The organism is Arthrobacter sp. MMS18-M83, from assembly GCF_026683955.1.
Taxonomy (GTDB): Bacteria; Actinomycetota; Actinomycetes; order Actinomycetales; family Micrococcaceae; genus Arthrobacter.
This window is the reverse complement of sequence record NZ_CP113343.1, coordinates 1,614,966-1,640,187: the sequence shown is the minus strand read 5'-3', so window position 1 is coordinate 1,640,187 and position 25,222 is coordinate 1,614,966. Positions and strand designations below refer to the sequence as shown.

Below are 25,222 nucleotides of genomic sequence, written 5' to 3'. Positions count from 1 at the left end.
GGCCGCTCGTCGTCGGGCGTCCGTGCCTGTGAAGAGGAGATCCAGTGGCGCAGCAGCAGACGCAGCAGGCCGCTGCCGTGGCCGACGACGGCACAGGGAGCGGCATCGAAGGTTCCCGGCGGCCCCGCTCGGGGAAACGCAAGGGACGGCCGAGCACCGGTGACGTTGTGCGCAAGGTGGTCCAGATCATCGGCGAACTCCTCCTCACCGGAGGAGTCATCCTGTTGCTCTTCGTGGCGTGGGAGCTGTGGTGGACCAACGTCGAAGCCGACGTGAAGCAAAGCCAGGCCATCCAGGGATTCGCCAAGGACTTTGCGGGACCGGTTGAACCGGTTGCCCCCGCTGACCCTGCCAAAGCGCCGAGCTACGGGAAACCCGTCGTTGCGCAGGAACCCGAGCACGGCGGAATGATCGGCATCATGTACATTCCCCGATTCGGCCCTGATTATTCGCGCCCCATCATCGAAGGAACCGGCTCCGACATCCTGGACACCCTGGGCCTGGGCCACTACGGGACCACCAGCATGCCCGGGGCGACCGGCAACTTCGCCGTCGCCGGTCACCGCCAGACCCACGGCGCTGTGCTGGACAACATCCATCTCCTGGTACCAGGCGACAAAATCTATGTGCAGACCAAAGACGGCTACTACACATACGTTTTCCGCAACAACCAGATCGTGCTGCCCTCGCGGACGGACGTCCTTCTCCCGGTCCCTACACAGCCTGGTGCGACGCCTACCGAAAGCTACTTGACCATGACCAGCTGCAATCCGCGCTTCGGTGCGGAAGAACGCATCATCGCGTTCTCCGTTCTGGAAAGCTGGCAACCCGCATCCGCCGGCCCACCTCAGGACATTGCCAAGCAAGTCGCGCAGACGCGCGGAAAGGGCTAAGCCATGTATGGATGGATTTTCCGCCACCTTCCGGGACCCCTTTGGGTTCGTATCCTGACATCAGTGGCCCTCGCGGCATGCGCGCTTGTCCTGATGGTCCAGATCCTCTTCCCTTGGATGTCACAGTTCACTACCTTCACCGACTCAACGATTGGTTCAGCACAGCAGCCATGAGCACAACAAAAATCCTCGTCGTAGACAACTACGACAGCTTCGTCTACACCCTCGTCGGCTACTTGCAGGAACTCGGCGCGGAAACCACAGTGGTCCGCAATGATGATGTCACCCTCGCCGAGGCGATCGAGCTTGCCGACGCTCGAGACGGCGTGCTGATCTCCCCGGTCCCGGCACCCCTGCCGAGGCTGGCGTCTGCATCGAGTTGATCAAGTGGTGCGGCGACAACAACAAGCCGATGTTCGGCGTCTGCCTCGGCCACCAAGCGCTGGCGGAGGCGTACGGTGGAATCGTCACACATGCACCGGAGCTAATGCACGGCAAGACCTCACCGGTGCATCACGGGGGCAAGAGCGTTTTCGCCGGGCTGCCCTCGCCGGTGACGGCCACGCGCTACCACTCCCTGGCAGCTGTGCGGGAGAGCATCCCGGACATTCTGGAAATCACCGCTGAAACCGCCAGCGGGGTGGTCATGGGTCTGCAGCACCGCACGGCACCGCTGTGTGGTGTGCAGTTCCACCCGGAATCGGTGCTCACCGAAGGTGGCTACCTCATGCTCGGCAACTGGCTCGAATCGCTCGGGATGTCCGGTGCGGCCGCTCGTGCCGCCACCCTTAGTCCCCTGATCCAGCGCTAACCTCCCAAGCCGCCTACGTCGCCCAAGCTACCCAACCCGGTTCCGCGACTCCGGGTGTCACTGGGGGAGGGTGTCGGACTGGGGCTAGGGGGCGGAGCGGGAGCCTTTGCAACGATCACACTGATGGTTTTGCCTTGGTCCACAAGGGACTTGAAGGCATCCCCCTGGCTCGTGACCTTTCCAGGCGTTACTTGCGAGTTCTCCTGCTCGGTGACGGCCATCGTCAGGCCGTTCTCCTTGAGCAAGGCCTCGGCATCCGCCACATTCAAACCAACGAGTTGCGGCACGGACACCTTGCCGGTGGACACCACCAAATCAACAGTGCTTCCCGCGCCCACGACCGCCCCTGAAGCGGGTTTAGTGCTGATGACGGAGCCTGCGGGAACTGTAGGATTATTGGACAAGGTGCTGGACCCGCCCACGAGGCCGGCTTGGCGCAGGAGGTCACGCGCCGCGGCCTCGGTCAGGCCGCTCAGGCCCGCCGGCACGGTTACGGAGACCGGACCGTCTGAAACGTTCAGTATGACGTGTGAGTTCGGCGCCACTTGAGACCCAACGCTTGGGTCCGTGTTGATCACTGTGCCCTTGGCGATGGTGTCGTGCGGGACCTTGCGCGACTCCGGGCTGAGATTGGCGCCATAGAGCGCTTGCAATGCCTTGGCCTCGCTCATGCCGGCCACTTGAGGTACCGCGACCAGCGCCGGCGGCGCTGGCTTCTGGTTCACGGTGCTGTACAACCAGAATCCACCGCCGGCCAGGACAAGCAGCGTAAAGATGACCACGACTGCGGCCCACGCACGACGGCGGGACTTCTGGCGGGGGGAACGCTCGAGTTCGGGGGTGAATCCAAGCGGCATGGCGCCGTCGTGATCTGGCTCCGATCCCGGTTCCCCGGCATAGTGGGCCAACAGGGTGTCCTGGTCGCCGGCGTCCTGGGCATTGCCCAGCCTCCCGTTCAGGGTGCTGTCCAGGAATTCGGCGCCCGTCAGGCCGCGCGCCAAGCCACCTTCGGGAAGGTGCTGCGTCGAGGGTACTACTTCTTGGGAGTCCGTGGGCCCAGGAGAAAACGCAGGGACTGCCACGCCGTTTCTGGCGGCACGCAAGGCACGTCGGAAGGCGGCCGCATCCTGGAAACGGTCGGCGCGGTCCTTCTGCAAGCCCTTGGCCAGGACACTGTCCAATGCCTCCGACACTGCCGGATTGAAACTGCTGGCGGGCTCGGGGATTTCTCGGACATGCTGGTAGGCCACGGAGACAGGACTGTCGCCGGTGAACGGGGGCCGGGACGTGAGCATCTCAAACAGCAGGCACGCCGCAGAGTACAGATCACTACGCGCGTCCACGGTCTCGCCGCGGGCTTGCTCGGGCGAGAGGTACTGGGCTGTTCCAACCACGGCCTGGGTCTGGGTCATGGTAGCCGCGGAGTCAGCCATGGCCCGGGCGATGCCGAAGTCCATGACCTTGACGTCGTTGGAATCCCCGGAGACCATGACGTTGGCCGGCTTGATGTCGCGGTGGACGATTCCGGCTTTGTGGCTGTATTCAAGGGCGGACAGGACGCCAAGGAGGAACTCGATGGCTTGATCGATGTCCAGTTCCTTGGCACGGATCAGGTCGCGGATAGTCCGCCCGGACACGTATTCCATGACGATGTAGGGGACCCGGACGTCCTCGCCCGGACCACCGGACACCGTGTACTCGCCCGTGTCATAGATGGCCACGATTGAGGAGTGGTTCAGGGCCGCTACTGCCTGGGCCTCGCGTTTGAAGCGAGCATGGAACTGCGGATCGCGGGCAAGATCGGCGCGGAGCAGTTTCACCGCCACGGTTCGGCCGAGCAGGGTGTCGGTGCCCTTGTAGACATCCGCCATACCGCCACGGCCGAGCAATTCACCGAGTTCGTACCGCCCGTTGAGGACGCGCTGGTTTGTCATTGGAGTGCTGTCCTCTCTGTGGGCAGGTGTGGAGCGTCCGGTCGTCATGGTGTCCTACGGGGTGGTCTTAGGAGAAGGAGACGCGGTCGACTTGGACAGGTGGTAGGTAACTATGGATCCGGAAGGCACTTTCTGTCCGCCGGCGGGATCGGAGCTGACAAATGTCCCAGGCGCCTGGCCGGTTGCTCCATCAACAGGGGTACCCGCGACCCAGCGCAGGCCGGCACCTTCGATGGCAGCCTGCACGACTGACTCGGAGGCGCCCTTGCCAATGGTCGGAACCGAAACCATCTGCGGACCCTTGGAGTAATTGACGGTGATGGTGGTCCCCTTGGGCTGCGGGCCGGACGGGTTGATGTCGATGACCGTGCCCGGCGTCGAGGGATCGAAGACCTGGACTCCGTTAACGCCCATGCCGAGCGCGCTGAGGTCTGCACGGACCTTGTCATACGGTTGGCCCTTGTATGCTTCCGGGATCAGGTTAACAGTCTCCACAGTGGGCGTGGTGGGCGTCGGGGCGGCCGACGTCTCCGTGGCGCTCGGACTCGCCGAGCTTGGCGGCGCGCTTGAGATTTGGACCGGAGAGTTTGAAGTGGCCGGGGCCGGATTCCTTGGCGAGAAAAGCCCCGACTGGGACAGGATCACACCAACCAAGGCGAAGAGCAGGAGCACGATCAGCGCGACGAGGGGCCAGGTCCACGGGCTGCGCTTCTTGCGCTGGGGCCCCTCCTCGTATGTTTCTTCTTCCGCGAGGTAGTGGTCGTGCTCGTCAGCTTGCTCCAAGCTGCGTTCGGCGGCCAGGGCATTTGCGCGGGAGAGAGCATTTCCACCCTCGGCCGCAGCCCCTGCTGCGGCGCCCGCTGCTGCGGCGCCGATCACCGGAAGGGCCGACGTCGACGTCGAACGCGTTTCCTTGCCGTACGGCGAGGCGACAATGCCCGTGGGGGCGGTGGCGAGGTCAGTCGGCGCGGTGATGGGGCCTGTGGCGGATTCGAACAGCAACATTCCAGGCACGGCGGCGTGTGCCGCGGAAATGTCGCCCGCGCGGATAGCTTCTGCGGCCTCGGCCAGCTTGATCGCGTCTGCGGGACGGTTCTTCGGATCCTTGGCGAGCATCGACATCAGCAGGGCGCGTACCGGAGTTGGGAGGCTCTCAGGCAGGGGCGGCGGGGCGTCGTTGACCTGGGCCAGCGCAATTGCGATCTGGGATTCACCGGAGAACGGACGATGCCCCGTGAGGGCTTCGTAGCCGATAACCCCGAGGGAATATATGTCCGAGGACCCCGTTGCGGTCTGTCCCGTGGCTTGCTCCGGGGCCAGGTACTGGGCAGTTCCCATGACTTGGCCGGTCTGCGTGAGGGGGACTTGGTCGGCGAGGCGCGCAATGCCGAAGTCGGTAACCTTGACGCGGAAGTCCGGCGTGATCAGGAGGTTGCCCGGCTTGATATCGCGGTGTACCAGGCCCTGTGCGTGCGCAGGGGCCAGCGCACGGGCGGTCTGGGAAATGATGGACAGGGTGCGGTCCGGCGAGAGGACCTGCTCACGTTCCAGGATGCTGCTCAACGGCTGTCCCGGTACGAGCTCCATCACCAGGTAGGCGGATCCATCTTCTTCGCCATAGTCGAAGACGTTGGCGATCCCCACGTGGTTTAGCAATGCGGTGTGGCGGGCCTCGGCGCGGAAACGCTGGAGGAACCCGGGGTCACCCGTATATTCCTCTTTGAGTACCTTGATTGCGACGATCCGGCCAAGGATCTGGTCCTTGGCCCTCCAGACCTCTCCCATGCCGCCAATCGCAATGCGACTGGTCAGCTGGAACCTGCCGCCGAGGGTGATTCCTGACGTAGGTCTCACTTATTCAACACCGCCTCAAAAATCTTCTTCGCGTTCGGACTGGTTAGCTTTGCACCGGTAGACACGTCAACACCTTGCATGACTATGGTGACGGCCACTTGCGGGTCATTGGCCGGGGCGAACCCGGTAAACCATGAGTTGTTCAGGCCCGTGTCGCCCAACTGCGCGGTGCCGGTCTTGCCGGCCACCTGGACTCCGGGAACCGCAGCGCCACTCGCGATGCCCTTCGATACGACGTCGGTCATCCACGATGTGATCTGGCTGGCGATCTCGGGTGTGGTGGAGGTACGCAAGGTCTCGGCTTTGGGTTCACTGATGACGCGGAGATCGGGGGCGCGCACCGTCTTAATGAGGCTCGGCTTCATCTGGACTCCATGATTGGCAATTGCCGCGGTCATCAGCGCGATCTGCAGCGGAGTGGCCCTGACGTCACGCTGCCCGACGGCGGACTGGGCGAGCTGCGCCTGGTCCAGGTCCTTGGGGAAGACGCTGACAGCGGACTGGAGCTTGAGGAGGTCCCCGAAATCCTGCCCGAAGCCAAACTTGCTTGCCTGGTCCGCGATGGCCTTCTGCCCCAAGTCGAGGGCGATGCTGGCGAAAGGCGTGTTGCAGGACTGCTCCAAGGCGAAGGCGAAATCGGCCGTGCTCCGGGTTGAGCAGTTGCCGCCTGCATAGTTGGGCAATGATGCATTGGAACCGGGCAAGGGCAAGCTGTCAGGGTTCGGCAGCACGCTGTCCTTGTTGTACTTTCCGGAGTTCAAGGCAGCCGCAGTATCGACGAGCTTGAACACCGAGCCGGGCGCCAGCAGCGCACCCGTGGGTCCACTCACGGATTGGTTCAGGTTGATCCCGGGAACCTGGTTGAGTTGCTCGTAACTTGCCTTTTCCTTCGCAGAATCATGCGTGGCGATCAGGTTGGGATCGTAGGACGGCTTGGAAGCCATGGCAATGATGGCGCCCGTCTTCGGATTGGTGACCACGATCGAGCCACGCTGGCCGTCAGGAATGAGGTCGTAGGCGAGTTTCTGGATCGCGGGATCGATAGTCAATTCCACCGAGGCACCCTTCGGCTGGCTGCCGAGGAAGATCTGGCTGACGCGGTCCAGGAAAAGTTGATCGGAGCTGCCGGCCAGCTCATCGCGGAGCTGCTGCTCAAGTCCGGTGGATCCATAGGTCCTGGAGAAGTATCCCGTGATGCCGGCGTAAAGTTCCGGCTGGGCGTAACTGCGCTGATACTTGCAGGTTTCGTCCCCGGCAACGGATTCGGCGATCGGCTTGCCGCCCACGATGATGGCACCGCGGTCGTTGCAGTAGTTCGCCAGGACGGCGCGCTGGTTCCACGGATTGTCATTGAGGTCGCCGGCGCCGATGACCTGGACATAGCTGATGGCGCCGAAGAGGAGGGCGAACATGGCAACGGCTGCCAGCCACGAGTTGCGTATGGAATGGTTCATGGGGTCTTCACCGCCTCTGTGGGGGCATGGGTAATGGGCGTTGTGTCTACCGGGCCTCGCGCGGTGTGGGAAATCATGAGCAGCAAGCCCACGATGATCCAGTTGGCAAGCAAGGAGGAACCGCCTGCAGCGAGGAAGGGAGTGGTGAGCCCCGTCAGCGGGATCAGCCGCGTGACGCCGCCGATCACCACGAAGCATTGAGTCGCGATGGCAAAGGACAGGCCGCAAGCGAGGAGCTTGCCGAACGCGTCCCGCGCACCGAGTGCTGCGCGGAAACCACGGGTGAAGAGGAGCATGTAGAGCATCACGACGGCGAAGAGACCGATCAGTCCCAGTTCCTCACCGATGAGCGCGATGATCATGTCGCTGTTGGCGAAGGGCACCAGATCCGGCCTGCCTTGTCCGAGCCCCGTGCCTGCAAGGCCGCCGTCGGCCATGCCGAAGAGGCCTTGGACGATCTGTCCGCTACCGCCGGGGGACCGGTCGAAGACTTCCGGAGTGAACGCGTTCCACCAGCTGTCCAAGCGGAATGCGACGTGTGCAAAGAACTTCGATGCCAGGAATCCGCCACCCAGGATCAGTATGAGGCCGATGACCACCCAGCTGATGCGGCTTGTTGCCACGTAGATCATGACGATGAACAAGCCGAAGAAGAGGACCGAGGTGCCGAGGTCCCGCTGGAAGACCAGGATGCCGATGCTCACGAGCCACGCCGTGATCATCGGGCCAAGGTCCTTGAACCGGGGCAACTGCATGGGGCCGATCTTGCGGCCAGCCAGCAGGATGAGATCCCGATTGGAGGAAAGATAGCCCGCGAAGAATATGGCCAGGGTAATCTTGGCGATCTCGCCCGGCTGGAAAGTCATGGGACCCAGGCGGATCCAGACGCTGGCGCCTAGCACTTCGCCGGCGGAGATGCCGGGAACGAGGGGCAACACCAGGAAAATCGCACTGGCCGCCAGCGCGATAAAGGTGAAACGACGAAGGAGCCGGTGGTCCTTGAGGAGCCAGATCACGGCGATTGACACGGCCATGGCCAGGAGGGTCCAGCGAAGCTGGTTGTTGCCAGTGTCTTCTCCGGGCTGGTCCATGCGATGGATGAGGGCCAGCCCCAAGCCGTTGAGCGCAACCACGATCGGAAGCATGATCGGATCGGCATATTTTGCGCGGAACCTCAAGACCGTGTGGAAAGCGAATGCGGCCACTACCAGAAGACTCGACTGGAACCAGAAATCGCTGTCGAAAGCGGCCGCGCTATTGAGCCCGACCATGGCGCTTGCACCGATTCCCACGGCTAGGGAAACGATAAGGAGGACGAGCTCCACATTGCGGCGCGGCGTGGGTGTAGTCAGAGCCTGAATCATGGGGACACCGCGCACGAAGGGACCGGCGTGGACGTGGGTGACGATGTCGGCGCGTTTGAAGGACTTGGGCTCGCTGTGGCGGTGGGGCTTGCTGTCGCGGGACTTGCTGTGGCGGTGGGGCTTGCCGTCGGCCTGGGCGTGCCTGTGGGGCAATTGGCCGGCAGACCGGTAGTGCCAGTATCTTGCAGGTTTTTTACAATCTGCTGGGCATCACCGAGATCGCGTGCCGGAACGGTCTGGCGGATGCTCTGTCGCGAGTATTCCGGCAATGAGTCCACGCGGATCTCCGTGACAGCCTCCACTTTCGAGAGCTGGAACGGGCCAAGGCTTTGCGAAATCCCATTGAAGATCGCCACGCGGTGGTCGAATTCACCGACGTAATACCGCGTCTGGGTCCACGCATATCCGAGCCACAGCCCCGCGACCACAAAAATCGCCAAGAGAGCGGCTATTGCGGGCGTCAACCAACGCCGCCTCCGGGCGACAAGCGGTTGTACCTCCGGGCGGTCCTGTTCGGCCTTGTGCGTCAGTACCGTGGCAGCGCGTCGTGCAACGCTGCGTCCAGCCACGGTAGGGATCGAACCCGTTTCGGCCGCCGTAGCGGCAGCGCCCACCAATTCGTGCGGCCGGCTTGAGAGTTCTTCACGGAGGATCTCCGCCGATAGGTGTTCGCCCAAGTGGGGGTCTGTCGCGGTCGGAGGTTCGGTTGCTCCCGCGGGTTTGGCGGGACCGGCGGCGGCGGAAACTCCGGCGTCGAGGGTTGCTTCCCTCGGCTTGGCCGCCGGTACGACCGTCGGCGAGGCTTGGCTGAACGCAGGTTTAGTGGCTGAGGGGCCTTTGGCAGGCGCCTTCGCGCCGCCATCGAGCGTGGTTTCCTTGCTCGGACCGGTCATTCCGGCAGTTCTGCCCGTATCGGCAGCCTTCGGCGCGTCTGCGATTGGCGCGGCCGGGTTGGGTGCGGCGACTGCTCCTGGGGTGACAGTTGCGGGGGTGACGACCTCGACGGCGGCCGTGCTGAGCTCGTCGCCCGCCCCTTCCACGATTTCCAGGAGCACCACGGTGACGTTGTCCGGAGCCCCATTCGCCAGTGTGAGCTCAATGAGGAGCTCGGCGCAATCGGCGAGGTCCTTGGTTTCCCGAACCACCTGCTCCACCACTGCCCCTTGGACATAGTTCAGGCCGTCGGAGCAGAGGAGCCAGCGTTCGCCGGGTTCGACGTCGAGCACGTCCAGGTCAAGTTCGGGGCTCGCGTCCACGTCGCCCAGAACGCGCATGAGGACGTTCTTGTGCGGGTGGGTTTCAGCTTCCTCCGGGCGCAGCCGGCCTTCGTCGATCAGTCTTTGGACGAAAGTGTGGTCCACGCTGATCTGTTCGAATTTGCCATTGCGCAAACGGTAGGCGCGGGAATCGCCGATGTGCGCGAAGTGCAGCCGCCTGCCTTCGAGGAGAAGGGCTGTGACAGTGGTGCCCATGCCTGCGAGTTTCGGGTCTACATGGACAAGCTCGGAGAGAAGGGAATTGGCGGTCTGGATTTCGTCCGCCAACACCGTCTCGGCGCCATCCGGATAGGAATCGTGGTCAAGGTGGATCATGTCCAGCACCGTGGATGCCGAGGCAACGTCGCCGCCCGCATGGCCGCCCATGCCGTCCGCAACGACGGCAAGATGGCGGCCGACATAGGCGGAGTCGTCGTTCTTCGAGCGGATGCGCCCGACGTCGGACCGCGCCGCGTAGCGCATGATCAGCGAGCGTTCCGGAGGCAGGGCCTTGCCCTCGGAAGTCTGGGGGAAGCCATGGGCTACGCCCTCAATTCGATGACCGTCTTGCCGATCCTCACGGGGACGCCAAGCTCCACCGGCAGGGCGCGGGTCAATTGTTGGTCGGCGAGGTAGGTGCCGTTGGTGGAGCCGAGATCTTCGATGAACCATCGGCTGCCTTGGGGGAAAAGGCGCGCATGCCGACCCGAGGCGTAGTCATCCTCAAGGACCAGCGTGGCCTCTTGTGCCCGGCCCAGCAGGATGGGGCTCGCGGCCAAAGGAACGGTGGTCCCTTTGAGTGGACCCTCGACCACGACGAGCTGACGAGCATGCTGCTTCACGGGCTGGGGCGGCGCAGGGGCGAGCTCAGGATGCTTTCGCACCTCACGCGCCGTCGGCGTTCCCATGGCTGCTTTGCGGCCGATCACGAGATCTCGGCGCATGGTCGAGACGATGCTGAAGATCAGCACCCACAGCAGCAGCAGGAAGCCGAAACGGAGTGCGGTGATGGTCAGTTCGCTGATGTCGCTCACGGGCGCCCACCAGCAGGCAGGGAAAGAAGTCTGAAGATGATCTTGGTCCGTCCCATGGTGATGGTCGATCCGTCAGTAAGTTCTACGCTGCCATCCACCTTATGGCCGTTGACATAGCTTCCGTTGGTGGAACCCAGGTCGACAGCGCGAATGACTCCGGCAGCTGTCTGGATTTCCAAATGCCTGCGCGAGACACCGGTATCGTCGACCAGGATGTCGGCCTCGGAGGACCTGCCCAGCACGACGGACGGTGCGTTGAGGGAATAGCGTTGTCCGCCAATGTCCAGGACGGGCTGGGGCCTTGTGGGTTGGCGGCTCGGCGCTGCGGGGACATTGGGCCGCGGAGCAGCGGGCGCGGCGGACCCGTTGGATTTCTCAGTCCTGGAGGTGATTTCGAGGTGGCCCTCGCGCTGGGCTTCGTCGTGAACGAAGGAAATCCGTACCGGCCCCTGGAGGATGTAACCCTGGCTGCGCACGTGCTGTATCACGACATCGCACAATTCTTCGGCCAGGGGAGTTCCCCACTCCTGGGCGCGACCGAAGTCTTCATTGCTCAAGAGGACCTCGAAGACGTTGGGTGCCAACGTGCGGCCAGCGGCAATGGTGATGGACTTGTTGTCCAGTTCACGGCGCAGCTTGCTGGCGATCTCCACCGGCTCCACACGCGCACGCGATCCGGTGGAGAAGACGCCGCGGACGGCCTTTTCGATGCCGCGTTCAACCCTGTCAAGCAAACCCATGGCCCTTCTCCTTCCGTTTCGTTGCCCTGCAGTATAAGTAGTCAGGACGAATCGCTGCAGCTGCCGGAGCGCACGCAAAGACCCTGTCCTCAATCCCGATACTACTGGGCAAGACTGTGAATGGCCTTATTCCACAACGCCCGGAAGGCCGGAAAAGTTCGCTTGCGCACCTTGTCCCGGTTCGCTTTCCGTGTGATTTCCGCGTCCCGTGAGGACCTGACAATCGGCGGCTTTACGGGGTTCTTACGGCCCCATCGTTGGTCGATTGGTGTTTTCAAGTGATTGTCCGTTATGCTTGATCTCGCTGCTTTCGCAGGGGTGAGGCCGGGGAAACCTGGTACGGCCCGGCGGAAGAAGTTGCGCGCGAGTGGCGGAACGGCAGACGCGCTGGCTTCAGGTGCCAGTATCCGAAAGGGTGTGGGGGTTCAAATCCCCCCTCGCGCACGCAATTTTAGGGAACCCCGGTCTTTGGACCGGGGTTCCCTTGTTAACACCCAACTGACTCGCAGTTGTTGTCGTTTTGAGGGCTCATAACGACAACAACTGCGAGCTACTTGGGCTGGGTGCGCAGCGCCCCGAGCCCGGCGATCAGCGCATCCAAGCCCATGCTGAACGCGAGGTCCGAAGGATAGTTGTTCCGCTCGGGGCCCAAGCTGCGGACCGCTGACGTGAAGTGCGGAGTAGAGTCCGCCAGCCGGCCGGAATCGAAAATGTCCGCCGGAGCGTTTGCGTCGAAGGCAGCTCCAAAAATGTAGGCCTCAAGTGCCACGATGCACGGGATGATCTGCTTTTCCGGGAAGCCCGCCTGAAGGAATCCCTCCGTCACGGCTTCGTACATGGCGAGGGTCTGTGGGGCGTCTGTCACCGGAAGAACCGCGATCACCGAGATAAGCGGGGTGTGCCTTGCGAAAATACCGCGGTAGGAATAGGCCCATTGCCGTACGGCATCTTCCCAGGACAGCGTGGTGAAACCGCCGAAGTCCACCTTGGACATGAGATCCTCTTCCACCAGCTTGAGGACCTCGTCTTTGGAGGACACGTGGTTGTAGAGGGCCGACGGCGCCACACCGAGGGAACGAGCGAGTGCGGCCATGGTGAGGCCGTCGTAGCCCTTCTTGCTGACCAGTTCAAGCGCCGCAGCGGTAATTCCGTCCTGGTTCAGGACCGACGCCATCGGCCGGCCCGCCCTGCGGCGCGGTTTGGTCTCGCCGGGAGCGGGGGTGGGTGCGGGCATCGCTGACCTTTCTGAGGGCTTGTCACCAGCATTATTCCACTGGGGTCTTCACAGCCGTGGTCAATCCAGCTACAGTTGAGATAAATGAACGTCATTCATTTACTGGTCAGCCAACGGGGACGGCCACGGAAAGGACATCATGTTGAATCTTGATCGCGACGTCGTAATTGTCGGCGCCGGTCCGTCGGGGTTGACGGCCGCACGCGAATTGAAGAAGGCCGGACTCAGCGTTGCGGTGCTTGAAGCCCGTGACCGCGTCGGCGGACGCACGTGGACCGACACCATTGACGGCGCCATGCTGGAAATCGGTGGACAATGGGTGTCCCCGGACCAGACCGCCCTCATGGGTCTCCTGGACGAGCTCGGCCTGAAGACGTACTCCCGCTACCGTGACGGCGAATCCGTGTACTTGGCATCGGATGGCAGCCGCACCCGCTACGCCGGGGCGTCCTTCCCGGTCAGCGAGACCACTGCGGCCGAAATGGACAAGCTCACCGCCATCCTGGACGGCCTCGCCGCAGAGATTGGCGCCGAGGAGCCCTGGGCGCACCCCAAGGCCCGCGACCTGGACACCATCTCCTTCCACCACTGGCTGCGCCAGAACTCGGCGGACGAGGAAGCCTGCAACAACATCGGCCTCTTCATCGCCGGCGGAATGCTCACCAAGCCGGCCCATGCTTTCTCCGCGCTGCAGGCCGTGCTGATGGCAGCTTCGGCAGGTTCTTTCTCCAACCTCACCGACGAAGACTTCATCCTGGACAAGCGCGTTATCGGCGGCATGCAGCAGGTGTCCCTGCTGATTGCCGCCGAACTGGGTGACGACGTCGTACTTGACAGCCCGGTCCGCACCATCAATTGGGAGCCGGCTGACGAAGGCCACCGTGTCACTGTTGAGTCCGAGCTCGCAACCGTCAATGCGCGATTCGTGATCATGGCGGTCCCGCCGAACCTCTATTCGCGCGTGTCGTTCAACCCGCCACTGCCACGCCGCCAGCACCAGATGCACCAGCACCAGTCCCTCGGCTTGGTCATCAAGGTCCACGCCGTCTACAGCACGCCGTTCTGGCGCGAAGACGGCCTGTCCGGCACGGGTTTTGGTGCTGGCGCCCTCGTCCAGGAGGTCTACGACAACACCAACCACGGAGACACCCGCGGCACGCTGGTTGGCTTCATCTCGGACGAAAAGGCAGATGCCGTCTTCGAACTCAGCGCCGAGGACCGCAAGAAGGCCGTCCTTGAGTCCATCGCCGGCTTCCTGGGCGAGAAGGCCCTGGACACCGAGGTCTACTACGAATCCGATTGGGGTTCCGAGGAATGGACCCGCGGAGCCTACGCGGCCAGCTACGACCTGGGTGGCTTGCACCGTTATGGCAAAGACCAGCACGCCAACGTTGGACCCATCTACTGGTCCTCCTCCGATTTGGCTGCTGAGGGCTACCAGCACGTGGACGGCGCAGTCCGGATGGGCCAAGCAACGGCCGCCCGGATTGTCACCGCGAACAACCGCGTCGCCGCGGTACCAGTGGCCTAGCCAATTCACACGTGAGGTCTCGACTCTTTCGCTCGGTGAAAGGGTCGAGACCTCACGTCTGAAATTCCGTCCCGATCCCCAGCGCCAAGATTGTTGAACAATCTTGGCGTTTCAGGCATGATGGTGGAGTATTCAACCTGAGACGGGGATCACAATGCCTTATATCGACCTCAACAGCGACGTCGGAGAATCCTTCGGCAACTGGACCATGGGCGACGACGCAGCCGTCTTCCGTTACGTGTCGAGCGCCAATGTGGCCTGCGGATTCCACGCCGGAGATCCCGGCACCATCGCCAGTACCTGCCGCGAGGCCGTTGCCGCCGGAGTAACCATCGGCGCACACGTAGGCTACCGGGACCTCGCAGGCTTCGGCCGACGCTTCCTGGACTGCTCCGCCACGGAACTGGCCGACGACGTTCTCTACCAACTTGGCGCGCTGCAGGCTCTGGCCCGCGCGGCTGGTTCCGAGATCAAATACGTCAAGCCGCACGGCGCCCTCTACAACGCGATCGTCCACCACGAGGTTCACGCACAGGCAGTGGTCGACGCCGTCCATGCCTTCAGCCCCGGACTCCCACTCCTTCTCCTGCCGGGCTCCGTCGCACTCGCCAAAGCCGAAGCCAAAGGCCTCCGTGCAGTAGCCGAGGCGTTCGCCGACCGCGCCTACAACCCTGACGGCACCCTCGTATCCCGCCGCGAACAGGATGCCGTGCTGCACGACCACGCTGCCATCACCAAGAACATGGTCCGCCTTGCACTGGAGGGCAAAATCGTGGCCCGTGACGGTTCCCTGCTGGACGTCCACGCCGAAAGCATCTGCGTCCACGGAGACACTCCCGGCGCCGTAGCCATGGCAGCCGCCGTCCGCAGCGGGCTCGAAGCTGCCGGCGTCACCGTTCGGAGCTTCGCTTGAGCATCACAGGAATACGTTGGGCAGGTCCGCGCGCCCTGCTGGTGAAACTCTCCGACCTCGCCGCCGTGCTGGCGTTTCATTCCCGGCTGCTTGCTGAGCCGCTGCCCGGCCAGCTTGACGCGATCGCCGCAGCGGCGACCGTACTACTCAAGTTCGGCACACACGCCGAGGCACTCGCGGCGCGCACCGCCGTCGGGCATGTTGACCTGCACGAGATGCCGCAACACAGTCCCCGCCAAGTCACCATTGAGGTGGTGTACGACGGCGAGGACCTCGCCGAGGTGGGCATGCTCACCGGGCTGGGGGCGGACGGCGTCGTGGCCGCCCACACCGGGCAACTCTGGACCGCCGCGTTCGGCGGATTCGCCCCGGGATTCGCGTATTTGCTCGGCGAGAACCACAGCCTCGACGTTCCCCGCCGCAGCTCGCCCCGCACCGCGGTTCCAGCCGGTTCCGTTGCGCTCGGTGGGACGTTCTCCGCCGTCTACCCGCGGCAGTCCCCGGGCGGGTGGCAGCTGATCGGGCGTACGACGGCGGTCCTCTGGGATCTCGAGCGGGAGTCGCCAGCGCTGGTTCGTCCAGGAGACACGGTCCGGTATGTGGCGGTCCGCGAGGCGGTTGAGTTGACGCCACCGCAGCGCCCCGCTGCCGAGGAAGTCGCCGGCCCCGCCCTGGTGGTTGGATCACCTGGTCTGCAGTCCCTGATCCAGGACCTCGGCCGCCCCGGCCTGGGGGACCTGGGAGTGTCCGCCGCGGGTGCCGTGGACCAGCAATCGGCCCGCCAGGCCAACCGTTTGGTGGGCAACCAACCCGGTGCGGCCGTTGTGGAAACGGTGCTGGGCGGACTCTCCGTCAAGGCCGACGGCGACCAAGTGCTCGCCATCGCCGGAGCCGTTGCGCCCCTGGAAATCCTGGACGCATCGGGCGCTACGGTACGCCGGGCCGCCATGTGCTCACCCTTCGCTCTGTTGGACGGCGAAACCCTTGGCCTGGGCGCACCATCGCTCGGGGCCCGCAGCTACCTTGCCGTCCGTGGCGGGCTCGATGTGCAGCCAGTTCTTGGCAGCCGCTCGAGCGACTCGATGTCAGGAATCGGACCCGCGCCGCTGTCTGCCGGAATGCGCCTGCCCGTGGGGAAAGCGCCGCTGTTCCAGATGGTCGGCGCTCCCGAGGAGTCCACGCTGCGGCTGGGAACTGCAGCTGCGGAACTCCGCGTCACCTTGGGCCCCCGGGACGACTGGTTTGATTCCGGCTCGCTCAAGTCGCTCGCCGGGCAGGACTGGATCACCACCGAGCAGTCCAACAGAATCGGTGTGCGGCTCGCGCCCGGAGGCGGCCGTGCCCTCGAACGCAACGGTGTCCCTGAACGCAACTGTGTCCCTGAACGCGGCGCCGGCGAGCTTCCCAGCGAGGGCGCCGTTGCCGGTTCCCTCCAGGTCCCGCCCAGCGGACATCCCGTCCTCTTCCTGGCCGACCACCCGGTGACGGGGGGCTATCCGGTGATTGCCGTCGTCGTACCCGAAGACATCCCGACGGCGGCGCAATTGCCGCCCGGTCATAGCGTGCGGTTCACGATCGTGGACCCCGCAACCCTAGAACCCCTTGAACTTGCCGCTACCGGCGTCGTCCCCGAAGGAACCCAGCCATGAAAAAGGTCCTAATCGCCAACCGCGGCGAGATCGCCGTAAGGATTGCCCGCGCCTGCTCCGACGAGGGCCTGCAATCCGTTGCCGTGTACTCCGACCCCGACGCCGATGCCCTCCACGTACGGTTTGCCGACGAGGCCTACGCGCTGGGCGGATCCACCGGCGCCGAGACCTACTTGGACATCACCAAGCTGATCGATGTCGCCCGCCGCGCCGGTGCCGACGCGGTCCATCCCGGATACGGTTTCCTGTCCGAGAACGCCGATTTTGCACAGGCCGTGATCAACGCCGGGCTCACGTGGATCGGCCCCGCGCCGCAGTCGATCAGGGAGCTGGGCAATAAGGTGACGGCCCGCGAGATCGCCGTCCGCGCCGGAGCTCCGCTTGTCCCGGGCAGCGACGGGCCAGTGGCCAACGCCTCTGAGGTCCTTGCTTTTGCCCTGGAATACGGCATGCCCGTGGCCATTAAGGCGGCTTTCGGTGGCGGCGGACGCGGGCTCAAGATTGCCCGACGCCTGGAAGACATCGAGGACGCCTTCGAATCGGCCGTCCGCGAATCCAAGGTAGCCTTCGGCCGCGACGAATGCTTCGTTGAACGATTCCTGGACCAGCCAAGGCACGTCGAAGCCCAGGTCCTGGCCGACATGCACGGCAACGTTGTGGTGCTCGGTACCCGCGACTGCTCCCTGCAGCGCCGCAACCAGAAGCTCGTGGAAGAAGCCCCCGCGCCGTTCCTGAGCCCGGAACAGCGCACTCTCATCCACGAATCGGCCAAGGCCATTTGCCGTGAGGCCGGATACTACGGCGCCGGAACCGTCGAATACCTCGTGGCCGTGGACGGCACCATCTCCTTCCTGGAAGTTAATACACGCCTTCAGGTTGAACATCCCGTCACCGAGGAAACGTCCGGCGTGGACCTGGTCCGCGAGCAGTTCCGGATCGCCGCAGGCGGTGTGCTCTCCCTGACCGAGGACCCCGAGCCGACCGGCCACGCCTTCGAATTCCGCCTCAACGCCGAGGATCCTGCGCGAGGCTTCCTGCCTAGCCCCGGCACCGTGGACGTGTTCGAAGCACCCACGGGACCAGGCATCCGCGTGGACTCGGGCGTTCGATCCGGCTCGGTAGTTCCTGGAGAATACGATTCCCTCCTGGCCAAGCTGATTGTCCGCGGCGAAGACCGGCAGCAGGCCCTGCGCCGCGCCCGGGCTGCCCTGGACGAGATGCAGATCAAGGGTTTGCCCACCGTGCTGCCCTTCCACCGGGCAGTGGTCCGCCACGAAGCCTTCACCTCGGAAGACAAGCTCGGCGTCCACACCACGTGGATCGAGACGGAGTTCGCCGAAGAGCTGGCTGCGTCTCCCGAGATCGCGCGGGTGGCACCTGGTTCCGAACGCAGCACGTTCACAGTGGAACTCGACGGCAAGGCGGTCCAGCTTGGCCTCCCCGCCCGCCTATTTGAAGCGCTGATGAACGGCGGCGGCGGTTCAGCCTCTACGGCTACGGCTCCGGATGTGGCCGACGACGCCGGACTGGCCTCGCCGATGTCCGGCTCGCTGGTGAAGTGGCTGGTTGAGGACGGTGCGGCCGTGGAAGCTGGTCAACCCGTGGCCGTATTGGAGGCCATGAAGATGGAAACCACCGTCCCGGCCCACCGTTCCGGCACCGTGGCGCGGGGTCCCCAAGAGCCGGGCACCGCCGTCGGGCGCGGAGAGGTGCTCGCGAGCATCGGCTGAGGCGTTTGCGTCGGGTGCGCCGGCACATTCTGCTGGATCATTCGAGGGGGCACCCTTTTTTGCCGCGGATTTCAGGGTCGCGTCCGAGGCATGGACGGAATGATCCTGCAAAATCCGTCGGGCATCGCCATTCGGTAGATTTGGAAGCATGCCCATGAACGCTGCGCTGCAAGGAATCGCCGATGCCGGCCACGCCACCCACGCCCACACTGGAGCGTGGGTTGCCGCCCAGCTTCGGCAGCGCATCTCCGACGGCCTGTTGCCGCCCGGCACGAAGCTTTCCGAGAAGGCCCTGTCCGAGGCACTCGGCGTTTCCCGGAACACCCTGCGGGAGGCTTTCACCGTGCTTGCCGGTGAATCCGTGGTCCAGCGCATCCCTAACCGTGGGGTGTTCGTGGCCGCCCCGGGAGCCGACGACGTCCGGGAGATCTACCGGGTGCGCCGCCTTATCGAACCAGCGGCCGTTCTATGGGGAGACGTCCCCGCCGAAGCCCTCGATGCCATGGACGTCATTATCGATAAGGCCCGGGCAGCCCTCGTGGAAGGATCGGTTGCCGGCATGGCAGACGCCAACCAGGAACTGCACAAAGCCCTGGTGTCGTTGTCCGGAAGTGCCTCCTTGGACGCCCTGATGGAGAAGGTGCTGGCCGAGATGCGCTTGGTCTTCCACGCCATGGCCACCACCCCCGACTTCCACGGCCACTATGTGGAACGCAATGCTGCCTTGGTTGCCCAGATCCGCAACGGTCAGCGCGAAGACGCCGCAGCCGAGTTGCGCCGCTACCTGGACGGGGCGGAGCGCGAGCTCTTGGTGCACATCGGGGCTATTCCCTAAGCCTTCAACGAGGCCTTTAGGGAGCAGAAACGCCTGCGGCTGCTTCTGCCTCCGCCATGGCAACGTCCAACTGCTCGACGGCGCGGGGATAGTCCGTCCCGGCGGCGATGCGGCAGCGCTGGGCTTCTTGGAGGGCGCGGATCAACGCGGCGGTTTGGGGAACGTTGACGTCGCTCATGCCTGGAAAGTCGATGCCCTTGGCGGGATCCAGTTCATACCTTTGCCATCGAGCCAAGAGGGCGTCGTGACGGGCAGCGGCTTCGGCATACCCTGGCCGGTTTTCCGGCCTGCTCTGGCGCTTCCGCTCCAGTTTCCGCCCGACGGAGAATGCCGCAAGCGCGGCACCAATGCCCAGGATGAGCATCAAGAGCCCGACGGCGGGCGAGGCCAACGCGGGGATGACGACGGCTGGGACAACCACCACCAGCCCGGCAAAAACGTTCCAGAAGACGGCGTCGGGCTCTTTGACAAGGTCACGGTCGCGGTGGGCGGGCGGCCCGGCCAAGGTGACGTGTCCGCCGTCGGGAGCTCCTTGTGCGACGCCCTTACGGACGGCGTGAACCGTCAAGGCAACAGCGCACATGAGCAAAATTGCCCACAGTCCGATCTGCCAGACCGTCAGCTGGACCCCAGTTGTGGCGGGCATCGGACCACCTCCAAGCGAATGCGCACCGCTTTAAATTCAGTATGCGCCGAGGAAACGTTGGAGGCGAGGGCCTGATTGGGGCACAAACGCAGGAACGCAGTTCACCCCGGCTGGGGTGATCTGCCTTCCTCTTGAATAACTCGGGTGGAGCTTAAGCGTGGTCCCGCTTGGATGTCCTGGGCGCGTCCCGCTTGGCTGAGGCGTTTGCCTTGGCTTCCTGGGTAGCTTCCTTTTTGGCAGCTTCTTCCTTGATGCGCTTCGCCTCGGAACGTACGGCTGCGTGGGTGGCGCGCTCGACGACGAGCCACTGGGGCGGGGCTTCCAGCAGTTCGGTGATTTCCGCCGTCGTGAGGGGCTCGGTGATGCCACCACGGGCGAGACCGCTGATGGAGATGTTCAGCTTCTGGGCAACCACGGGACGCGGGTGCGGACCGGTCCGGCGGAGCTCGGCGAGCCACTCCGGTGCGTTGGCCTGGAGCTCGGCGAAATCGGCGCGGGTGATTTCCGAATCCTGGAACTCCTGGGGTGTTGCGGGCAGGTAGATGCCAAGTTTCTTGGCAACGGTGGCCGGCTTCATGGACTGGGAGTTTGCAGAGGTCATGGTTCAAGGGTATCTGCCGCCGCAGTGAAGTGGCACAGCGGCCGGCGGGATCGCCCGGACGCTGCTCCGCGCGCTCCGCGGCGGAGGGATCGGGCGGACAGTCAGTCACATACGGTTTTGCGGTCAATAGTTCTTATTGAAAGCGCATATGAGGTTCTAGGATGAATTCATGCCGCATATACGAGTCTCCGAGGCCGCCCGCTTCCTCGGAGTGAGTGACGATACCGTCCGCCGTTGGATTGATCACGGAGCCCTCACGGGAACAAAGGACGCGTCCGGCCGCCTGGTGGTAGACGGGCTCGAGCTTGCCCACCTGGCCCGTGAGCAGGCGGCGCTGCCCGAGGACCCCAGCAAAGTGGGCCGTTCTGCGCGCAACCGCTTCGTAGGCCTCGTCACAGGCATCACCACGGACAAGGTAATGGCCCAAGTCGAGATGCAATGCGGACCCTTCCGCGTGGTTTCCCTCATGAGCAGCGAAGCCGTCCGGGAACTTGGCCTCGAGTTGGGATCCGTTGCAACGGCCGTCGTCAAGGCCACCACCGTCATTGTTGAAACAGCGCAGGGAAAGAGCATCACGTGAAAATCGCCCGCAGGAACGTTGGGGCTTTGTTGGCAGCAGGGAGCCTGATTGCCGGAATCGCTGGCTGCGCCGGCACCCCCGGAGCCGGTTCGCCCAGTGCCACAAGCAGCAGCGCTGGAAGCACCGGTTCCCCAAGCGGTAGCTCGCCCCAGCTCTCCGGTACCGTCACGGTTTATGCCGCCGCTTCCCTCAAAGCAACATTCACCAAGCTGGCCTCCGAGTTCGAAGCCAAGAACCCCGGCACCAAAGTGGTCCTGAGCTTTGCAGGCTCCTCGGACTTGGTCACGCAGATCACCCAGGGAGCCCCCGCCGATGTGTTCGCTTCCGCGGACACCAAGAACATGGGCAAGCTCTCCGACGCCTCCCTTGTGGACGGCAAGGCAACGAACTTTGCCACGAACGTCCTGACCATCGCCGTCCCGCCGGCCAATCCGGCGTCGATCGCTTCCTTCGCGGACCTAGCGAAGCCGGGTGTGAAGGTAGTTGTCTGTGCCAGCCAGGTGCCGTGCGGGGCTGCCGCCCAGAGCGTGGAAAAGGCCACCGGCACCACCATCAAGCCGGTGAGCGAAGAGTCCTCCGTAACCGATGTCCTGGGCAAAGTGAGCTCGGGCGAGGCCGACGCCGGCTTGGTTTACGTCACCGACGTCAAGGCCGCCGGTGACAAGGTCAAGGGGGTTCCGTTCCCCGAGGCCAGCAACGCCGTCAACACCTACCCGATCGCCACAGTGGGCACCAGCAAGCACAAGGACCTGGCCACCGCATTCATCAGCCTGGTCACTGGCAGCGAGGGCAAGAAAGTCCTGGGAGACGCGGGCTTTGGCGTACCGTAGGCGTTGATGAACTACAGCGGGGTTCCACGGTGGGTCTACGGCTTGGCGGCAGTGGGTGGCTTGTTCGTCCTGATGCCGTTGGCTGCCATGGTGGCAAAGGTCGATTGGTCCCGGTTCATCCCGCTGGTAACCTCCGAGTCCTCCCTGACCGCGCTGGGGCTTAGCCTCCGTACTTCCGCCGGGAGCACTGCCCTCTGCGTCCTCTTCGGCATCCCCTTGGCGCTGGTCCTTGCACGCCGGCCATTCCGCGGGCAGCGGCTCCTCCGCGCCTTCGTCCTCCTGCCCTTGGTATTGCCGCCGGTGGTGGGTGGCATTGCCCTGCTTTACACCTTTGGGCGCCAGGGGCTTCTGGGCAAGAACCTTGAGCTCGTGGGAATCCAGATCGCCTTTTCGACGACGGCGGTGGTCCTGGCGCAGACGTTCGTCGCCCTGCCGTTCCTTGTAGTCAGCCTCGAGGGCGCCCTGCGGACGGCCGGCAACCGCTACGAGGCCGTTGCGGCGACGCTTGGCGCCCGCCCCACCACCATCCTGCGCCGCGTGACCGTGCCTATGGTCCTTCCCGGGCTCGCTTCCGGAGCGGTGCTGTCCTTTGCACGCAGCCTCGGGGAATTCGGGGCCACGCTGACTTTCGCAGGGAGCTTGCAGGGAGTCACACGAACGCTGCCGCTGGAAATCTACCTTCAGCGCGAGACCGACGCGGATGCCGCCGTCGCCCTTTCGCTCGTGCTTGTTGCGGTGGCGGTGATCGTCGTCGGGCTGTCCTACCGGCGTCCGCACCGCGCCGACATCCCGGCGGAGGCCGCGGCGTGAATTTCCACATCGACGCCACCGTCCGCTCCCGCAACCTGGACGTGTCATTGAGTCTTGGACAGGCGGAAACCGTGGCGATCCTCGGACCGAACGGGGCCGGAAAATCGACGCTGCTGTCCGTCGCTGCGGGACTCCTGCGGCCCGACGCCGGCTCCGCCCGCCTGGGGGAGCGGGTCCTGTTCAACCTCGACGGCGGTAGCCGCGTGTGGACCCCGCCGCACCTTCGGGGGACGGCCCTGCTTGCCCAGGAACCATTGCTTTTCCCGCACCTGAGTGTCCTTGACAATGTGGCTTTCGGGCCGCGCAGCGCAGGTGCTTCGCGGGCGCAGTCACGCGAAACGGCACGGCACTGGCTTGCCGAAGTCGACGCCGCACAGTTGGCTGAACGGAAGCCCGGCGAGTTGTCCGGTGGGCAGGCCCAGCGCGTTGCCGTGGCCCGGGCGTTGGCAGCGAGTCCCGAGTTGCTGCTCCTTGACGAGCCGATGTCTGCCTTGGACATCCATGCCGCTCCACACCTGCGCCGGCTCCTCAAGCGCGTGCTGTCCGGGCGTCGCGCCGTCATCATCACTCACGATGTCTTGGATGCCCTCATTCTCGCGGACCGGGTGATCGTTATGGAAAAGGGCAGGATTGTGGAGGAAGGCCCCACCCGTGAGGTATTCCGACGGCCTCGAAGCCAATTCGCCGCGGGACTGGCCGGGGTGAACCTCCTCGCGGGCACGGTCACGGAGGATGGACTGAGGACGTCCGCCGCGGCGGGCGCCAGCGTTGCAGGCGGCCCCAGTCTTGCGGACAGCGCCAGCCTGCACGTCGCGGGACATCTGGATGATGAAGCGGAACCGGGCCAGCCCGGCGTCGCCGCCTTCCCGCCGTCGGCCGTTTCAGTGTTCCTCGACGCCGCGCACGGCAGCCCGCGCAACTCATTCCCGGTCGCGATCACGGACCTTGAACCGCACGGTGACCACATCCGGGTCCGGGCCGGAGATCTGGCAGCGGACATCACACCCGCTGCGTCCGCCGAGCTGGGACTCGAACCGGGGTTGCGCGTCTATTTTGTGGTCAAGGCCACGGCAGTCCAAGTGTACGCGGCGTAGCTTTTGGTGGGCGCTGCGTTGCCGGATGGTGCGCGGTACTGTGAACTGGTGCCTGCCGATCAAGAATCCCTGCCCGACTCCGGAGCCCCCGACGCCTCCGATGCCGAATCCAGCGGCCCCCGCGAGCTGTGCTTCGCTTACGTCGCCGGCGTGACGCCCGGGAAGTGGATCCGGCGCTGGGAAGAGCGCATGCCTGGTGTCCCGCTGCACTCGTTCATGTCCGACGACGGCGCGCAGCTTGCCGTGTTACGCGACGGTTCCGCGGACCTCAGCTTCGTTCGCTTGCCAGTGGACCGCGAGGGGCTCAACGTCATCCCGCTCTACGAAGAGCAACCCGTGGTGGTGGCCCCGAAGGGCCACGAAATCTCCGTGTTTGAAGAGGTGGCACTGGCGGATCTCGCGGAAGAGAACTTCCTGGATGTCGGCGAGATGGGCGGGCCAGAGATGGCCATGCAGGTGGTGGCCTCCGGGGCCGGCCTCGTGATCCTGCCGATGTCCGTGGCCCGGCATTTCAACGTCAAGGACACGGTGGCGCGTCGCCTGACCGGGGCGGAAGGGACGCAGATCGGCTTGGCGTGGCCGAGCGACGCCACGAACGAGGTCATTGAGGAATTCATCGGGATCGTCCGCGGCCGAACGGCCCAGAGCTCTCGGCAGCCTTCGGCGCAGCAGGAGAAGCCCAAGAAGGCACCGAAGCCGGACCGGCGCGGCACCGGGGCCAAGAAGCCGGCCGTTGCCCAGCGCTATGCCCCGAACCCGGACAAGGGCCGCGGCAAGGGCTCCCGCAAGAAAGGAAAGCGCTAGGCCATGGGACTTGGATCGAAGCCGACCATCCGGGACGTCGCCAAGAGCGCCGGCGTTTCCCTCACCACCGTGTCTTACGTCTTGTCCGGACGCCACGGCGGCACCACCCGCATCAGCGAGTCAACGCAAGCGCGCGTGCAGGCGGCTGCCAAGGAGCTGGGTTACGTGCCCAACCAGGCGGCTCGCGGAATGCGCCGCGGCAAGACCGATCTGGTCGCTATTGCCATCGGCGATCTCGAATGGGCCTGGGACCGTGCCTTGGCTACGGCTGCTGCACGCATCTTGCCGGAGCATGGCTACCAGCCGGTGATCCTCATCGGCGAAGGGTGGCGGCGGTTCATGCTCTCCGGCGGTGCGGACGGCGCCATCATTGGTGCCCTTCCGCCCGGCACCCTTCTTGACCTCACGGTGGGCGAGCTCGCCCGGCGGGGAGTGGCCCAGGTTGTCATCTCGGACACCATGCAGCCTGCCGGTTTTGATGTCCTGGCCCCCGGATCCGCCGGTGGGACCCCGGAACCGGAAGCCCTCGAAGGCGCCATCACGCTCCTCCTAGACCGGCTCTCAGGCCGCACCATCGGCGTTGGAACTACCATGGCCGCGCCTTGGGAGTTCCGGACGCCGTAGC

Annotated in this window: 22 protein-coding genes, 1 tRNA gene and 1 pseudogene; 14 read left to right on the top strand and 10 right to left on the bottom strand. The window is 64.5% G+C overall.

Annotation, left to right across the window (positions count from 1 at the left end; genetic code table 11):
• The first annotated feature begins 104 nt into the window (after positions 1-104).
• Positions 105-893 (top strand): class E sortase, encoded by a 789-nt coding sequence (locus OW521_RS07720; RefSeq protein ID WP_268025747.1) that lies wholly within the window; start codon positions 105-107, stop codon positions 891-893.
• 170 nt (positions 894-1,063) lie between these two features.
• Positions 1,064-1,704: pseudogene (locus OW521_RS07715) on the top strand (anthranilate synthase component II).
• On the opposite strand, the gene pknB reads toward OW521_RS07715, so the two are convergent.
• Genes pknB through OW521_RS07680 form a run of 7 tightly spaced genes read right to left on the bottom strand, consistent with a single transcriptional unit; the run spans position 1,701 to position 11,340 of the window.
• Positions 1,701-3,686, bottom strand: coding sequence for a Stk1 family PASTA domain-containing Ser/Thr kinase (gene pknB, locus OW521_RS07710; protein ID WP_442781235.1), 1,986 nt, complete (start codon positions 3,684-3,686; stop codon positions 1,701-1,703). The pseudogene OW521_RS07715 and the gene pknB overlap by 4 nt on opposite strands.
• Before the next feature lie 6 nt (positions 3,687-3,692).
• Positions 3,693-5,492 carry a protein kinase domain-containing protein gene (locus tag OW521_RS07705; protein WP_268024245.1) on the bottom strand — a complete coding sequence of 600 codons (1,800 nt, stop codon included), beginning with the start codon at positions 5,490-5,492 and terminating at the stop codon, positions 3,693-3,695.
• Positions 5,489-6,946 (bottom strand): penicillin-binding transpeptidase domain-containing protein, encoded by a 1,458-nt coding sequence (locus OW521_RS07700; RefSeq protein WP_268024244.1) that lies wholly within the window; start codon positions 6,944-6,946, stop codon positions 5,489-5,491. Before OW521_RS07700 ends, OW521_RS07705 begins: the two co-directional genes overlap by 4 nt.
• Positions 6,943-8,310: an FtsW/RodA/SpoVE family cell cycle protein gene (locus OW521_RS07695; RefSeq protein WP_268024242.1), complete on the bottom strand. Its 1,368-nt coding sequence runs from the start codon at positions 8,308-8,310 to the stop codon at positions 6,943-6,945. Before OW521_RS07695 ends, OW521_RS07700 begins: the two co-directional genes overlap by 4 nt.
• Positions 8,307-10,049: a PP2C family protein-serine/threonine phosphatase gene (locus tag OW521_RS07690; RefSeq protein WP_268024240.1), complete on the bottom strand. Its 1,743-nt coding sequence runs from the start codon at positions 10,047-10,049 to the stop codon at positions 8,307-8,309. Before OW521_RS07690 ends, OW521_RS07695 begins: the two co-directional genes overlap by 4 nt.
• A gap of 59 nt (positions 10,050-10,108) precedes the next feature.
• Positions 10,109-10,591, bottom strand: coding sequence for an FHA domain-containing protein FhaB/FipA (locus OW521_RS07685; RefSeq protein WP_265978293.1), 483 nt, complete (start codon positions 10,589-10,591; stop codon positions 10,109-10,111).
• Between the two features lie 5 nt (positions 10,592-10,596).
• Positions 10,597-11,340 carry an FhaA domain-containing protein gene (locus tag OW521_RS07680; RefSeq protein ID WP_268024238.1) on the bottom strand — a complete coding sequence of 248 codons (744 nt, stop codon included), beginning with the start codon at positions 11,338-11,340 and terminating at the stop codon, positions 10,597-10,599.
• A 361-nt stretch (positions 11,341-11,701) separates the two neighbouring features.
• Here OW521_RS07680 and OW521_RS07675 point away from each other — a divergent pair.
• A tRNA-Leu gene (locus tag OW521_RS07675) sits at positions 11,702-11,784 on the top strand.
• 106 nt (positions 11,785-11,890) lie between these two features.
• On the opposite strand, the gene OW521_RS07670 is transcribed toward OW521_RS07675, so the two are convergent.
• A complete protein-coding gene (locus tag OW521_RS07670; RefSeq protein ID WP_268024236.1) occupies positions 11,891-12,574 on the bottom strand; it encodes a TetR/AcrR family transcriptional regulator in 684 nt (227 codons plus the stop codon).
• Between the two features lie 139 nt (positions 12,575-12,713).
• Here OW521_RS07670 and OW521_RS07665 point away from each other — a divergent pair, with 139 nt between their 5' ends.
• The 5 genes from OW521_RS07665 (at position 12,714) to OW521_RS07645 (ending at position 19,232) form a co-directional block, all read left to right on the top strand.
• Positions 12,714-14,105: a flavin monoamine oxidase family protein gene (locus OW521_RS07665; protein ID WP_268024234.1), complete on the top strand. Its 1,392-nt coding sequence runs from the start codon at positions 12,714-12,716 to the stop codon at positions 14,103-14,105.
• 154 nt (positions 14,106-14,259) lie between these two features.
• Positions 14,260-15,018: a LamB/YcsF family protein gene (locus OW521_RS07660; RefSeq protein ID WP_268024232.1), complete on the top strand. Its 759-nt coding sequence runs from the start codon at positions 14,260-14,262 to the stop codon at positions 15,016-15,018.
• Positions 15,015-16,667, top strand: a complete 1,653-nt coding sequence (locus OW521_RS07655) for a 5-oxoprolinase/urea amidolyase family protein (protein WP_268024230.1) — start codon at positions 15,015-15,017, stop codon at positions 16,665-16,667. The genes OW521_RS07660 and OW521_RS07655 overlap by 4 nt, the downstream gene beginning before the upstream one ends.
• Positions 16,664-18,397 carry an acetyl/propionyl/methylcrotonyl-CoA carboxylase subunit alpha gene (locus OW521_RS07650; RefSeq protein WP_268024228.1) on the top strand — a complete coding sequence of 578 codons (1,734 nt, stop codon included), beginning with the start codon at positions 16,664-16,666 and terminating at the stop codon, positions 18,395-18,397. Before OW521_RS07655 ends, OW521_RS07650 begins: the two co-directional genes overlap by 4 nt.
• 154 nt (positions 18,398-18,551) lie before the next feature.
• Positions 18,552-19,232, top strand: coding sequence for a GntR family transcriptional regulator (locus OW521_RS07645; RefSeq protein WP_442781234.1), 681 nt, complete (start codon positions 18,552-18,554; stop codon positions 19,230-19,232).
• Positions 19,233-19,248: 16 nt separating this feature from the next.
• Here OW521_RS07645 and OW521_RS07640 read toward each other — a convergent pair whose 3' ends face one another.
• Together OW521_RS07640 and OW521_RS07635 are read right to left on the bottom strand one after the other, a co-directional pair.
• Positions 19,249-19,878: a hypothetical protein gene (locus tag OW521_RS07640; RefSeq protein ID WP_268024226.1), complete on the bottom strand. Its 630-nt coding sequence runs from the start codon at positions 19,876-19,878 to the stop codon at positions 19,249-19,251.
• A 151-nt stretch (positions 19,879-20,029) separates the two neighbouring features.
• Positions 20,030-20,479, bottom strand: a complete 450-nt coding sequence (locus OW521_RS07635; protein WP_268024224.1) for a DUF5997 family protein — start codon at positions 20,477-20,479, stop codon at positions 20,030-20,032.
• 169 nt (positions 20,480-20,648) lie between these two features.
• Here OW521_RS07635 and OW521_RS07630 point away from each other — a divergent pair, with 169 nt between their 5' ends.
• Genes OW521_RS07630 through OW521_RS07605 form a run of 6 tightly spaced genes read left to right on the top strand, consistent with a single transcriptional unit; the run spans position 20,649 to position 25,221 of the window.
• Entirely contained in the window at positions 20,649-21,059 is a 411-nt protein-coding gene (locus OW521_RS07630) for a TOBE domain-containing protein (RefSeq protein WP_268024222.1), read from the top strand.
• Positions 21,056-21,889: a molybdate ABC transporter substrate-binding protein gene (gene modA, locus OW521_RS07625; RefSeq protein WP_268024220.1), complete on the top strand. Its 834-nt coding sequence runs from the start codon at positions 21,056-21,058 to the stop codon at positions 21,887-21,889. The genes OW521_RS07630 and modA overlap by 4 nt, the downstream gene beginning before the upstream one ends.
• Before the next feature lie 6 nt (positions 21,890-21,895).
• A complete protein-coding gene (locus tag OW521_RS07620; RefSeq protein ID WP_268024218.1) occupies positions 21,896-22,699 on the top strand; it encodes an ABC transporter permease in 804 nt (267 codons plus the stop codon).
• On the top strand, positions 22,696-23,793 hold the full coding sequence (locus tag OW521_RS07615; protein WP_268024216.1) for a sulfate/molybdate ABC transporter ATP-binding protein: 1,098 nt from the start codon (positions 22,696-22,698) through the stop codon (positions 23,791-23,793). The genes OW521_RS07620 and OW521_RS07615 overlap by 4 nt, the downstream gene beginning before the upstream one ends.
• A gap of 48 nt (positions 23,794-23,841) precedes the next feature.
• Positions 23,842-24,597 (top strand): LysR family transcriptional regulator substrate-binding protein, encoded by a 756-nt coding sequence (locus OW521_RS07610; RefSeq protein WP_442781233.1) that lies wholly within the window; start codon positions 23,842-23,844, stop codon positions 24,595-24,597.
• A gap of 3 nt (positions 24,598-24,600) precedes the next feature.
• Positions 24,601-25,221, top strand: coding sequence for a LacI family DNA-binding transcriptional regulator (locus tag OW521_RS07605; protein ID WP_268024214.1), 621 nt, complete (start codon positions 24,601-24,603; stop codon positions 25,219-25,221).
• Position 25,222: the final 1 nt, after the last annotated feature.